The sequence below is a fragment of the Pseudomonas sp. BN606 genome, assembly GCF_029873115.1.
Classification (GTDB): domain Bacteria; phylum Pseudomonadota; class Gammaproteobacteria; order Pseudomonadales; family Pseudomonadaceae; genus Metapseudomonas.
In genome coordinates this window covers 1-12,853 of sequence record NZ_SSOF01000044.1, presented here as the reverse complement: position 1 = coordinate 12,853, position 12,853 = coordinate 1, and the positions used below count along the sequence as shown (strand labels likewise).

The following is a 12,853-nucleotide window of genomic DNA, read 5'->3' as shown; positions in this document are numbered from 1 at the left end:
AGCCATGCAAGGCGATTTCTCGGTACTGAACTTCGACCCCCACCAGCACGAAAACGGCGTAAATCCGCCGGCCCAGGGCGTGCTGCGAAACCTCAGCGGCGTGCTGCACCAGCAAGGCCGCGTGAGCCTGGACGCCGACTTCACCGAAGGCGAGCTGCTGGAACTGGCGTGGAATGGCCAGGCCGGACGCGACATCCTCGGTGCCGGCATCTGTGCGGTTCCGGCCAGCGAACCTGAGGGATTCCGCGTGGAAGCCGCGGCGGTAACGGACGGCACGGTGCATCTGCGCCTGCACCCCGGCCGTGCCTGGGTCGACGGCATCCTCACGCGCTTGCCGGGGCTCGCACCAGATCCTCTGGCGCTGGTGACTCGCCAAGCCACCTACATCGGCCCGCCCCTGGCCACGCCCATGCCAACGACCGGCCAGATCACCGACGGCATCCGCGATGCGGTGATCCTCGAAGTCTCGGAAGAGGCCCTGCACGCGTTCCAGTATCCGCAGCGGCTGCTCGAGCCCGCGCTGGGTGGGCCGGACACCTCCGAGCGCGCCTTCGTCAACTTCCGCCTGCGCTTGCTGCGCCTGGCCCAGGGGGAAGACTGCAGCAGCATCCTTGCCCGCCTGCGCGATTCTCCCGCCAGCAAAGGGCGGTTGAGTGCCACCCTGGCACCTGTGCTCAACCTGGTGGGTGAGTGTCCGGTGGTCGGCGGTGGCGGCTACACCGGCTTCGAGCATTGCCTGTATCGCATCGAAATCGCCGATGCCCCGGAGGGGGTTCCGGTGCGCTTCAAGTGGAGCCAATGGAACGGCGGACTCGCCGGGCGTGGCCGCTTCGATGCCAGTAGCGATCCTGACCGGGTGATCATCGATGCCGGCCGCGCGGCCATCGTCAACTCGGGCCTGACCGAGTTCTACCTGGAGGCACTGCAGTACGACGAGCTGGCAGGCACCTGGGTTGTGGTCTACGGCAGCATGGCGCGCCTGAACACCGACCACGACCTGGAACTCGAAGCCCCGGCCGCCTTCGGCACCCTGCCAGGCACCACCGCGCCGGTGTTCTTCCGCCTGTGGAACGGTCTGGGGGAAATCCAGGACTACCCGGAAGTCGCCAACCCGAAAGAGCTCCGCGACGGCATTCGCCTGGCGTTCGGTACCGCCGGCCACTACCGACCGGGTGACTACTGGACCTTCAACGTGCGCGCGGGCGAACTCGGCAATCCGCCGGTGCTGCTCGATCACGCCGCGCCCGTCGGCATCGTCTATCACCGCGTGCCCCTGGCGGAGATAAACTGGACCGGTCGTCGCAATACCGAAATTTCCGGCAGCATCGAAGACTGTCGCAAGCGCTTCCGCCCTCTGACCAACCAGAAGATCTGCTGCACCTTCCTGGTGGGCGATGGTGTCAGAAGTTTTGGTGACTTCAATTCACTCGAAGAAGCGGCAATCCACCTACCAGCGGCCGGCGGAGAACTCTGCCTGCTCCCCGGCGTGCACCACACCAACCTGCGGCTGGAAGGCCGGCGCAACGTGAAGATCCATGGTTGCCGCTGGCGCACCCTTGTCCTGCCGCGCCTGGAAACCCGCAGCCAACCACTGCTGCATCTGATCGACTGCATAGGCGTGGAGATCTGCGACCTCGACCTGGTGACCTACGACGGTATCGCCCTGCGCATCGATGGCAGTCGCGAAGACGGCTGCCGGGACGTACGTGTACACGGCAACCGGGTGATCGCACGACACAACGCCATTCGCGCCGGCAATGCCAGTGGCCTGGTGATCGCCGACAACCGCCTGCACCTGCTGGACACCGCCGATGGCCGCGCAACTTTGTCCCTGGCCGCCGATGACGTGCTGGTGGAACGTAACACCCTGGTGCTGCTGCCCTTTACCGAACGAACGCCTGAAGACCCGCAAGAGCCTGACGACGACCCGAACCGCGACCCGGCCGACCCTTGCGCCAAGCCGGAGATCCTCTACCTGTACCCGCTACTGGTGCTGCAGTACGCCTTCGCCGTGTGGACCTTCCTGCCGGTGCAACTGCTGCCGGTTCAGCCCTATCGCGCCCTTGGCGGCATCCATGTACGCGCCGGCTCCGAGCGAGTGCGCATCCTGGAAAACCGGATCGTCGGCGGTGGCGGCAACGGCATCACCCTGGGCGGTGACCTCGACCCCGACGAGTCCTCCACCCCCGGCGAGCCAACCGAACCCGCCCCGGCGCCCAGCGTCAATGTCACCAGCGACGGTCCCTTCCTCGCCCTGGTTCAGGACGAACAGGGCAAGCCCCTGGCCGATGTCGACCTTTATCTGGAGTCTGCCACCCTCGCCAGCGACCGTAGCGACGAGCAAGGCATGGCCAGCATCAAGACCGCACCCGGCCGCTATGGCCTGGACGTGTCGCCGCGATACCAGGTACTGCGCATTGCCGAAGCCCGCGACAACGGCCGCCCGCTCACTGTGGTGACCCTCGCTGCCCGCACCTCCGGCAGCGCACGCGGCTTCCTCCATGAACTGAGCATCGAAGGCAACGACATCTCGATGATGGGCCTTTCAGGCATTGGTTTCGCAGCGCGCCGGGGAGCCAATCTCAAGGGTTCGGACCGCCCCATCCCGACCAACGACCCGAAAGCCGCCTTGCTCGCCTACCTCGACGCCGCTCTGCTCAATCTCGCGCTGACGCCGCTGCTGCGCGGCACCGACCCCGTGCGCGAACTGGCGATTCTCGGCAACCGCCTGCACCACAACCTGCGCAACCCGTTCACCGAGGCAATGCTGGCGGATGCCCAGGGCATTGGCCGCGGCGGCATCTCCCTGGCGGTGGCGGAAGGCGTGCGGATCAGTGACAACCAGATCCACGACAACGGCCCGCGCGCCGCCGACCCGGTCTGCGGGGTGTTTGTCGGCTACGGCGACAATCTCGACATCACGGGCAATGCCCTGAACGTCAACGGCGCCAGTACCGAAGACTACGAGCGCGCCCGCAAGGCCGGAATCCGGGGCGGGATCTATGTGCGTTTCGCCGGTTCCTTGACCCGCGAGCTGTCCACCTCCAGCGGCGCCAAACCCGCTCTGCGGGTGCATGACAACCGCGTCGACCAACCGGCCGGACGCGCCCTGACCGCCTTCGCCTTCGGCCCGGTCTCGGTGGCCAACAACCATTTCAACAGTGAGTTCACCGGCCTGTTCGGCTTCCTCGATACGGCCGTGGGTGCTGTGTTGATTCTCAACCTGGGCGGCATTCATCGCCTGCTGGCGCGGGTCATGGGGGCCTACATGGCCTTCGAGCCCACCGGTGCCGGCAATCGGCGTTTCGCCGTCGCCGCCGAACAATCGCTGCCTGGTGGCGAAACGCTGTTCGACGACAACTACATTCGTCTGGGGCTGCCCAACCGCTCCATCACCTCGCAGATGCTGCTGTCGGTGGATGATCTGGGCTATGCCTCCAATACGTCGGCCGTGTACCGGGGCAATCCCTTCTTCGCCAACGCCCTGTTGATGGCCGATACCGTGCGGGCCACCTCGTCACGCCTGCGCGAAGACGCCACGAGGACGCTGTCCCTGCTGAGCATTGGCATTCGCATGAACCTCACCACCATGAACCAGGCGGACCATTGCATCGTTGCCCTGCCACCGGCCGGTACCACGTCGTTGCCCACCCTTGACCAGCCAAACCAGGTGCTCGACATAGACGTGTGCCGCAAGCTGTTCTCCCAGCCCTCGGCCGTCTGGCAGTTCCTCGTTACGGTGCTGGCCGCCGATGCGGGTCAGTTGGGAGGCACGGTATCTTCGGACGCCTTTACCTCGGCCGAAGCTTCCAGCCTGTCACAGCAGAGCACCGCCAGCGCCCTGCAACACATCAACACCACCCAGGTAGCGACCGCAAAGGCCTACCAGTTCGAAGCGGCGCGGATGCGCGCCAAGCATGGCGCCGACAACCCAACCAGCGAGACCCTGGAGGCCCGGGCACAAAACGGCGCACTCGCCAGCCGCCTACTGGCCACGGGGGCGGAAACCCTGGCGTTCAAAGAGGTCGAGCAGCCAGAAGGCGGCTCCAGCTACAGCGGGCGACTGGTCAACGATCGCGGCCAGGGCCTGGCCGGCTACCGGGTCGAACTGTTGCGCAGCAGCGGCACGGCGACGGAAACCGTGGGCGTAACCGACGCCAACGGCTATTTCAGCGCCACCTTCGACTCGACACAGACCGCCAGGCTGGCCAAAGAAGGCAAGCTGGTCGCCCGCGTCGCCGATGCCGCCGGCAGGGAAGTGCTGCGCGACAGCAGCGAGCTGCGCTTCGATCCCGGCGCCCGACTGCAGAGCACCCTCGCGGTGCCCGTGCAGGTGGTGCCCAGGTCGGTGATCAGCGAAGGCACCGTGATTTTCGGTACCCGCCCGACCACGCCTTCGCCCGAACCCAAGCCGGAACCGGAACAACCGCCGCGGCCAACCGTGCGTACCCCGCTGGACAAACTCGAACTGGACGATGCGACACGCAAGCAACTGGCCAAGAGCGACATCATCGACGTCGAAGGCATCGTCGAAGCCAGCAACGCTCGATTGATCGAAGTACTCGGCGACCGCACGGCAGCCAGCCGCTTGCGCGAGCGAGCCAAGGCACTGCTCGCCAATACCCCCACCGACAAGGGCCGTACGCTGGCAGCCAAGGAAACCACCTCCCGCACGGCCGCCGTGAAGAAGGCCACGGCCAAGAGCACCTCGGCGAAGAAACCTGCGCCACGCAAACCCAAGTGACTCCGGCCATGTACAGGACCCAGCACGAAAATCTCCGGCCTCAGCGCGTGCCGGCAGCCGTCGCCGCTGCCGCGCCGCAGCCAGTCGTTGCACGGCAGCCGTCAGGCTCGTCCTGTGCCTGTGGCGGTGGTTGCCCGCGCTGCAGTGGCGCTGGAAAGCTCACCATCAGCGAACCCGGGGACAGTCACGAACAGGAGGCTGACCGGGTCGCGGCCACCGTTATGGCACACACAGCATCAAATGGCGTTGGCGCAGCACCCATGCAGATCCAGCGTCATGGCGGCACATCCGGAGGCGAGACGCAGACCGCGCCAGAAAGCGTCGAGCAGACCCTCGCCAGCCCGGGCCAGGCACTTGAGCCGGGATTGCGTGCCAATATGGAGCAGCGCTTCGGCCATCCCTTTGCGGATGTCCGGGTACACCGGGGAAGCCAGGCCGAGCGTTCGGCCCACGAGGTGGGGGCCGATGCCTACGCGGTGGGCCGCGATATCGTCTTTGGCGCAGGCCGGTACACCCCCGATACCTGGTCCGGACAGCACCTGATCGCCCATGAGCTCACCCATGTCATCCAGCAACGTGGCGCACCCTCCTCCGGCGCTGCGCGAAGCCTGTCCCGCTACCGCAGCAAGGGACCGGACACCATCGCCTTCGACGCGGCGAACGAAACCCTCACCGATTCGAAGAAGCAGCCCTGGATCGAGAGCATCAGCATCCACTTCGACAAGGCGGTGGTGGACACCGGCCACAAGGCCGACGCCAAGGCAGCCGGGCAACCGGAACCGCGAATGCCCAGTGGCAACCTGGTGGCCAAGTACAGCAGCAAGTCGAGCAAGGTCCTGCCGGATGTGAAGCTGTCCATCGTCGGCGGCTCCACCATGCTCGGCATCGGTCTCACCGACCGTGTCAAGAATGCCAAGGTCAAGCGTCTGGAGGGCCTGGGCTACACCGACTCGGAGAACGTCCGCCTCGGCAACCTCACCGATCCGGTGGCGAAGACCGGCAAGGGCGCCCGCTATTCGAAGAGCGGGGCCGGCACCATGAATTACGCGATTTTCTTCAAGGGCATCCAGGCGATCCACGAAGGCTTGCTCAATACCGGGTCGCACGCGTGCGTGCATGTCGGCAACGGCACCTCGATGCGCGACCTCAACTACCACACCCGGATAGGTGTCACCACCGTCACGGTGAGCTACGACAGCTCCGTACTGTCCGACCTGTGCTGCCACCGCAAGAAGACCGGCAACCCCAACTGGGACACCAACCCTTGCGATTCGACCAAGTGCCCCTGAGCGAAGCACCGTCCCACCGCCTGTCCGCGAAGGAGGGCAATCGACATGTTCAATACCTTGCAGGAAGAGGCCGCGCTGCGCGGGCGCAAAGGCCCACCACCACCCCAGGCGAGCCTCGCACCGCCCGCTGCGCGCTCACGCCGCTTCGCGCGCTCGAACTGCGCCTGTGGCGGCAGTTGCCCAAAATGCAGTGAGGAAAAACGCCCCGCCGGCCCCCGCCAGGCCCGCGACGGTGACCAGGCACCGGTCGCCGACCAGGCCGAAGCCCTTGCCGAACCAGCGGCCACTCCTGCTTATCGCGACTGCAGCGAGCGCATCACCGGAATCACCGACGCCAACGAGCGCTTGGAAACCGCCCGCCAGCGCGCCCGCGAATTCGTCGGTGCCGCCCGCCGTGCCCTGGGCGCCGCCCCGGCCGCCGGCACCACCTACGAGACCGCACTCGGTCGCCATTTCATCGCACCCAGTGCCGCCCAACGCGCCACCATCGAAGACAACTACCGGCAGATTCTCGGCACACTGGTGGTGTCCAACTACATCTGCAACAGCCAGAACATCTGCGAAGGCGAACAGGCGTTCTGGATCGAGGCCGACGACCTGGTCCATGTGTGCCGGCCGTTCTGGGAACTGTCGCCGACCTGCCGCGCCATCATCCTCATCCACGAAGGCGCCCACGATGTCGGTATCGGCGTGGCCGGGGCGCACCCGCCAAACCGTGGGAGCGCGCAGTACCCCACGGGCAACACGGCCGCCCCGGCCGGCCAGACCACCGCGGGCCGCATGGATAATCCGGATGCCTACGCCTTCTTTGCCGCGCACATCTGGCGCGATACCGACACCGGCAGATCGTGCTTCTAGGCGGTCACCGTGATGAGGAGCCCAGCCAGCCTTCTCCAGGCCAGGCCACGCCAACCGGGCACAGGCAGCCACGCTCCGGCACCGGTGTTGTCCAGGTCCCCCCTCGCGCCGGGGCGGTCCTCCTGCGCCTGCGGGGGTGGTTGTCCGCGCTGTCAGCCCAAGTCCCGCCTGAAGATCGGCGCACGCGAAGATGCCGCCGAGCGCGAGGCCGACGCCATGGCCGATCAGGTGATGGGAACGCCCAGCGGCACGGTCAGCACCGCGCCGCAGGGCGACGACCGCCCCAGGGTGCGCCTGCAGCCGTCGGCCTTGGGCGGTGGGGCCGAGCTCCCGGCCCCGGCCAGCGTGGATGCAGTGCTGAACGCCTCCGGGCAGCCACTCGACCGCACCACCCGCGCCTACTTCGAGCCGCGCTTCGGGCGCGACTTCTCCGGCGTCCGCGTGCATACCGACATGGCCGCTCAACGTTCGGCGCGAGAGGTCAATGCCCATGCCTATACGGTCGGCCAGGACATCGTTTTCGATGCCGGACAATTCGCCCCGGCATCACGCGAAGGCCAGCACTTGCTGGCCCATGAGCTGACCCATGTGGTGCAACAGCGCGGTACCGCTGGCGCGGTCCTGCGTCGCGATCCCGGCGACGAGGAGCTCACGCCCGAGATCGTCGGCCAGGAGCCCGGCCTGCTGCTTTGCTTCGCCCTGTGCGAACTCGGCGTGCCGCCGGCCATCTGGCGGGACATCACCGAGATGTTCCTCGGCGCTGTCTGGGAGGAGTACCGGGAAAGCTACGGCCGGGCGCGGGGGAACGCACGATTCCGTACCTTCCAGAATGCTTTCCGGAGCTACTCCGTCCTGAACTCGGTCAAGACCATCCTCGGTTTCGTCGTCCATGGACGCGTTGGTTTCATCCCGATCCGCACGGCGTCGGGTCGTGCGGCACAGCAGGCGCTGTTGCGTTTCCTGATTGCTCGAGGCGCCACCGAGGCGGGCGTGATCGCTGCCGAACAACTGGTGCGCCGCATCGCCATTGCCATCGAAGTGGCCATCGCCGCGGGTTGTGGCGCCTACTGCTCGGTCCGCAGCTACGCCTTGTTGATGCGCGACCTGGCCGACCAGATGGCGGCAGGCCTCGTAGCCGTGGCTGAAGGCATGGAAAGCCTTGGCGGCATCGTCAGCGGCCTGGCCACAGCAATCCTGGTGCGCCCTGTCCTCTATGCCGAAACCTTGCTGGAAGTGTCCAACTGGAACCTCAGCCACATGCCCGCCGGAGCGCGCGCCGACACCATCGCCCTCGGCCTGTACTTCAGCAGCGTGATCGAAGGCGAGGATTTCGACACCCTGATCGCCTCCCACGCCCGCCCCATCAGCAGCTACCCCACCGCCGCCAGCCTGGTACGCGAAGTGATCGCCGAGCTCAATCGCGACCGCGCCATCACCGAAGAGCCGCCGCTGGACGCCGAAGCGCTGGTCAACGGTTCACCCGCCGCCTTCTTCAGCCTGCTGGCCGAACAGGGTTACCTCGACTTCGAAGAAGACCCCGAGCACCTGGTCGACGAGATGCTCGAAGGCCCCTCCCCCTGACGTGCGAAATCAGCCGCAACGGTTGTGACAGGTCATCAACACGCCACTCGCTCATTCACCTTGCCCATCTCTTCCACCAGGAAATCGATGAAGGCGCGGGTCTTCTGCGGCATGCGTCGGGCCGAGGGATATACCGCGTTGATGCTGATGGGGGGTGCCTGCCATTCGCAGAGCAGCGTCACCAGCCGGCCGGCGGCCAGGGCTTCGTCGACGATGAAGCTCGGCAGCAGGGCAATGCCCATGCCGGCCTCGGCCACCTGGGCGAGGAAGTCGCCGTTGTTGGCCTGGAGTGGTCCCTTCAGTTGCACGCGGCGGGTTTCCTCGCCATTGCTGAGGGCCAGGCTGACACCGCTCTGCAGGTAGCCGTAGCCGAGGAAGGCGTGGCTGGCGAGGTCTTCCGGCGAATGCGGTATCCCGGCCTTTTCCAGATAGGTCGGTGAAGCCACCAGCAGGCGTGGCGCCGGTGCGATGGTGCGGGCAACCATGGACGAGTCCGCCAGGCTGGCAATCCGGATGGTCACGTCGAAGCCACCACGCACCGGGTCCACCTGCTGGTCGCTGAGCACCAGTTGCAGTTCGATCTGCGGATTCCGCTCATGGAACAGCGGGATCAGCGGCCCCAGTTTGCGCAGCCCGAAGGACATGGGCGCATTCACCCGCAACACCCCACGCAACTCCCCCACCCCATCTCGCGCCCGCTGCTCGGCCTCGTCCAGGGCCGCCAGCAGGTCCCGCGCTGATTCGAAGTACTCCGTCCCCGCCTCCGTCAGGTGCAGGCTGCGCGTCGTGCGCACCAGCAATTGCACGCCGATGGCTTCCTCCAGCGCCTGCACCTGCTTGCTCACCGTCGAGCGTGGCAAGTCCAGCGCCCGCGCCGCCGCCGCGAAACCATTGCTGCGCACGGTTTCGATAAAGGCGCGCATGCACTCGACCCTGTCCATCAATGTCTCCAATTCAGAATCAATGAAGTTCAATTATGCCTAATTGTTTCTCTTTATGGGCGCGATCAGAATTTATCCCAAGTCGGAACCAAACAGCCTCACAGACAGAGGCACCGGCCAGGAAGAAATCACACAACTCACGCTTCAGGAGAAATGCCATGTCCATCCGCGAACTGCTGAACCCGACCAACTCCGCCCTGATCCTGATCGACCACCAGCCGCAAATGGCCTTTGGCGTGCAGTCCATCGACCGCCAGCAACTGAAGAACAACACCGTGGCCCTTGCCAAGAGCGCCAAGATCTTCAACGTTCCGACCATCCTCACCAGCGTCGAGACCGAAAGCTTCAGCGGCTACATCTGGCCGGAACTGCTCGGTGTGTTCCCGGGCCAGCAACCCATCGAGCGCACCTCGATGAACTCCTGGGAAGACGAGAAATTCGTTGCAGCCGTGAAAGCCACCGGCCGCAAGAAACTGATCATGGCCGCACTCTGGACCGAGGTCTGCCTGACCTTCCCCGCACTGGAAGCCATCGAAGCCGGCTACGAGGTGTACATCGTCACCGACGCTTCCGGCGGCACCTCCAAGGAAGCCCATGACATGTCGGTGCAACGCATGATCCAGGCCGGCGCCATCCCGGTGACCTGGCAGCAGGTCCTGCTCGAGTACCAGCGCGACTGGTCGAAGAAGGAAACCTACGACGCCGTCATCGGCCTCGTGCAGGAGCACAGCGGCGCCTACGGCATGGGCGTGGACTACGCCTACACCCTGGTGCACAAGGCGCCCCAGCGCCAGGTGAAGTAAACCGCAAGGCCGGCGGCGGGTAACGCCCCCGGCCTTCTTCCACGCCTTGCACGGAGCACCCCGCCATGACCACTGACGACATCGTCACCCTGCTGATCCGCCATCAGGTCAAGGAAGGCCGGGAACAGGAGTACGAAAACTGGCTGCGCCGCATCATCGGCATCGCCAAGGGTTATCCCGGCCACCTCGGCATCGATGTGGTGCGGGATCGCAAGGATGGCCTGCACCTGTTCACCTGCGTCCTGCGCTTCGCCAATACCACCCAGCTCCAGGCCTGGCTCGAATCCACCGACCGTCGCCAACTGGTAGAGGAAGTCAGTCACCTGCTGGCCGATGGCGACCAGGTGGAGATCAACCCCGAACGCGAATTCTGGTTCACCCCGGCAAGCGCCGACGCGCCACAACCGCCGCGCTGGAAACAGGCCTGCGTCACCTTCCTGGTGATCCTGCCGCTGGCCCTGCTGGTGCCGCTGCTCTGGCAGCCGCTGTTCAGGCTGCAGCCCTGGCTTGGCGGCTACGTGGCCAGCAACGTGGTGATTACCGCCAGCATAGTGCTGCTGGTTGTCTATCTTTTCATGCCTCCGGTAACGCGTTTCTTCTCCGGCTGGCTGAACCAACACTGATCCAGGGAGGGCTCCATGAGCGAAGACCCATCCAGCAATAGCCGCCGCCAGTTCCTCGCCGCCAGCTCCGTGCTCGGTGCTGCTGGCGCACTCTGGTCCGCACTACCCTTCACCGGCGCCGCAGGCGTCGCCCATGCCGCTACTTCAGGGGGTTCCATGTCCGCCGACCTGATCCTGTTCAATGGCCGCCTGCACACGGTCGACCGCGAAAAGCCCACCGCCAGCGCCGTGGCCATCAAGGACGGGCGCTTTCTCGCCGTCGGCAGCGATGCCGAGGCCATGGCCCATCGCGGCGACGCCACCCAGGTCATCGACCTCAAGCAGCGCACGGTGATCCCCGGCCTCAACGACTCGCACCTGCACCTGATCCGCGGCGGCCTCAACTACAACCTGGAACTGCGCTGGGAAGGCGTGCCCTCGGTGGCCGACGCGCTGCGCATGCTCAAGGACCAGGCCGACCGAACCCCCTCTCCGCAGTGGGTACGCGTGGTCGGTGGCTGGAACGAGTTCCAGTTCGCCGAAAAACGCATGCCGACCCTGGAGGAAATCAACCGCGCAGCGCCGGACACCCCGGTGTTCCTCCTCCACCTCTACGACCGCGCGCTGCTCAACCGCGCCGCGCTGAAGGCGGTCGGCTACACCAAGGACACGCCCAACCCGCCGGGTGGCGAAATCCAGCGCGACGGCAGCGGCAACCCCACCGGCATGCTGATCGCCCGGCCCAACGCCACCATCCTCTACGCCACCCTGGCCAAGGGGCCGAAGTTGCCGCTGGAGTACCAGGTCAACTCCACCCGCCAGTTCATGCGCGAGCTCAACCGCCTCGGCCTGACCAGCGCCATCGACGCCGGCGGCGGCTACCAGAACTACCCGGACGACTACCAGGTGATCGAGGAACTGGCCAGGCAGGGCCAGCTCAGCGTGCGCATCGCCTACAACCTGTTCACCCAGAAACCCAAGGAAGAGCTCACCGACTTCCAGAACTGGAGCAAGGTGGTCAAGCCCGGCCAGGGCAATGACTTCCTGCGCCACAACGGCGCCGGCGAGATGCTGGTGTTCTCCGCGGCCGACTTCGAGGACTTCCTCGAACCGCGCCCGGACCTGCCGCAGACCATGGAGCAGGAGCTGGAGCCGGTGGTGCGCCACCTGGTGGAGCAGCGCTGGCCGTTCCGCCTGCACGCCACCTACGACGAATCCATCTCGCGCATGCTGGATGTGTTTGAGAAGGTCAACCGCGACATTCCGTTCAACGGCCTGCCGTGGTTCTTCGACCACGCCGAAACCATCTCGCCGAAGAACATCGAGCGAGTGCGTGCCTTGGGCGGCGGCATCGCCATCCAGGACCGCATGGCCTTCCAGGGCGAGTACTTCGTCGACCGCTACGGCGCCAAGGCGGCCGAGCAGACTCCGCCGATCCAGCGCATGTTGGCCGAAGGCGTGCCGGTGGGCGCCGGCACCGACGCCACCCGCGTCTCCAGCTACAACCCCTGGACCTCGCTGTACTGGCTGGTCAGCGGCCGCACCGTCGGCGGCCTGGAGCTTTATCCCCAGGGCCTGTCGCGCGACACCGCGCTGCAACTCTTCACCCACGGCAGCGCCTGGTTCTCCAGCGAGCAGGGCAAGAAGGGGCAGATCAAGGTGGGCCAACTGGCCGACCTCGCCGCCTTGTCGGCGGACTTCTTCAGCGTCGAGGACGAGGCCATCAAGTGGATCGAGTCGGTGCTGACCGTGGTCGACGGCAAGGTGGTCTACGCCGCCGGCGAGTTCGACAAGCTCGGTCCGCCGCAGCTGCCGGTGCTGCCGGAGTGGTCGCCGGTGGCCAAGGTCCCCGGCCACTGGAAGCCCGCCGCGCCGCTCGCCGCCCAGGTGCACCAGTGCGTCGGCGCCTGCACGGTGCACGCCCACAGCCACGAGCGGGCACGGCAGTCGAGCGTGCCGGTGAGCGACTTCCAGGGCTTCTGGGGGGCACTGGGCTGCTCCTGCTTTGCCTTCTGATGGTTCCTTGAGGGGGCGA

The 12,853-nt window shown here is 66.1% G+C and carries 8 protein-coding genes; 7 read left to right on the top strand and 1 reads right to left on the bottom strand.

Annotated elements, in window-relative coordinates:
• Window positions 1-4 precede the first annotated feature (4 nt).
• From E8E75_RS06575 to E8E75_RS06560, 4 genes are all read left to right on the top strand, one after another.
• Window positions 5-4,744: a DUF6519 domain-containing protein gene (locus E8E75_RS06575; protein WP_153918303.1), complete on the top strand. Its 4,740-nt coding sequence runs from the start codon at window positions 5-7 to the stop codon at window positions 4,742-4,744.
• Between the two features lie 260 nt (window positions 4,745-5,004).
• A complete protein-coding gene (locus E8E75_RS06570; protein ID WP_178123461.1) occupies window positions 5,005-6,033 on the top strand; it encodes a DUF4157 domain-containing protein in 1,029 nt (342 codons plus the stop codon).
• Between the two features lie 45 nt (window positions 6,034-6,078).
• A complete protein-coding gene (locus E8E75_RS06565) occupies window positions 6,079-6,891 on the top strand; it encodes a hypothetical protein (RefSeq protein WP_153918299.1) in 813 nt (270 codons plus the stop codon).
• An 87-nt stretch (window positions 6,892-6,978) separates the two neighbouring features.
• Complete coding sequence (locus E8E75_RS06560) at window positions 6,979-8,472, top strand: DUF4157 domain-containing protein (protein WP_218584158.1); 1,494 nt, start codon at window positions 6,979-6,981, stop codon at window positions 8,470-8,472.
• Between the two features lie 35 nt (window positions 8,473-8,507).
• Here the strand turns inward: E8E75_RS06560 and E8E75_RS06555 are convergent, their stop codons facing one another.
• Window positions 8,508-9,413 (bottom strand): LysR family transcriptional regulator, encoded by a 906-nt coding sequence (locus E8E75_RS06555; RefSeq protein ID WP_153918297.1) that lies wholly within the window; start codon window positions 9,411-9,413, stop codon window positions 8,508-8,510.
• A 158-nt stretch (window positions 9,414-9,571) separates the two neighbouring features.
• On the opposite strand from E8E75_RS06555, the gene E8E75_RS06550 reads away from it, so the two are divergent.
• The 3 genes from E8E75_RS06550 (at window position 9,572) to E8E75_RS06540 (ending at window position 12,834) form a co-directional block, all read left to right on the top strand.
• Complete coding sequence (locus tag E8E75_RS06550; RefSeq protein WP_120655060.1) at window positions 9,572-10,216, top strand: hydrolase; 645 nt, start codon at window positions 9,572-9,574, stop codon at window positions 10,214-10,216.
• A 65-nt stretch (window positions 10,217-10,281) separates the two neighbouring features.
• On the top strand, window positions 10,282-10,839 hold the full coding sequence (locus E8E75_RS06545) for an antibiotic biosynthesis monooxygenase (protein ID WP_120655059.1): 558 nt from the start codon (window positions 10,282-10,284) through the stop codon (window positions 10,837-10,839).
• Between the two features lie 156 nt (window positions 10,840-10,995).
• Window positions 10,996-12,834: an amidohydrolase gene (locus tag E8E75_RS06540; RefSeq protein ID WP_280358365.1), complete on the top strand. Its 1,839-nt coding sequence runs from the start codon at window positions 10,996-10,998 to the stop codon at window positions 12,832-12,834.
• The last annotated feature ends 19 nt before the right edge of the window (window positions 12,835-12,853 follow it).

Excerpts from the sequence above, each read along its gene's own strand:
- E8E75_RS06550 (WP_120655060.1), top strand. The coding sequence starts at position 9,572 with ATGTCCATCCGCGAACTGCTGAACCCGACCAACTCCGCCCTGATCCTG.
- E8E75_RS06545 (WP_120655059.1), top strand. The coding sequence starts at position 10,282 with ATGACCACTGACGACATCGTCACCCTGCTGATCCGCCATCAGGTCAAG.
- E8E75_RS06570 (WP_178123461.1), top strand. The coding sequence starts at position 5,005 with ATGCAGATCCAGCGTCATGGCGGCACATCCGGAGGCGAGACGCAGACC.
- E8E75_RS06575 (WP_153918303.1), top strand. The coding sequence starts at position 5 with ATGCAAGGCGATTTCTCGGTACTGAACTTCGACCCCCACCAGCACGAA.
- E8E75_RS06555 (WP_153918297.1), bottom strand. The coding sequence starts at position 9,413 with ATGGACAGGGTCGAGTGCATGCGCGCCTTTATCGAAACCGTGCGCAGC.
- E8E75_RS06565 (WP_153918299.1), top strand. The coding sequence starts at position 6,079 with ATGTTCAATACCTTGCAGGAAGAGGCCGCGCTGCGCGGGCGCAAAGGC.
- E8E75_RS06540 (WP_280358365.1), top strand. The coding sequence starts at position 10,996 with ATGTCCGCCGACCTGATCCTGTTCAATGGCCGCCTGCACACGGTCGAC.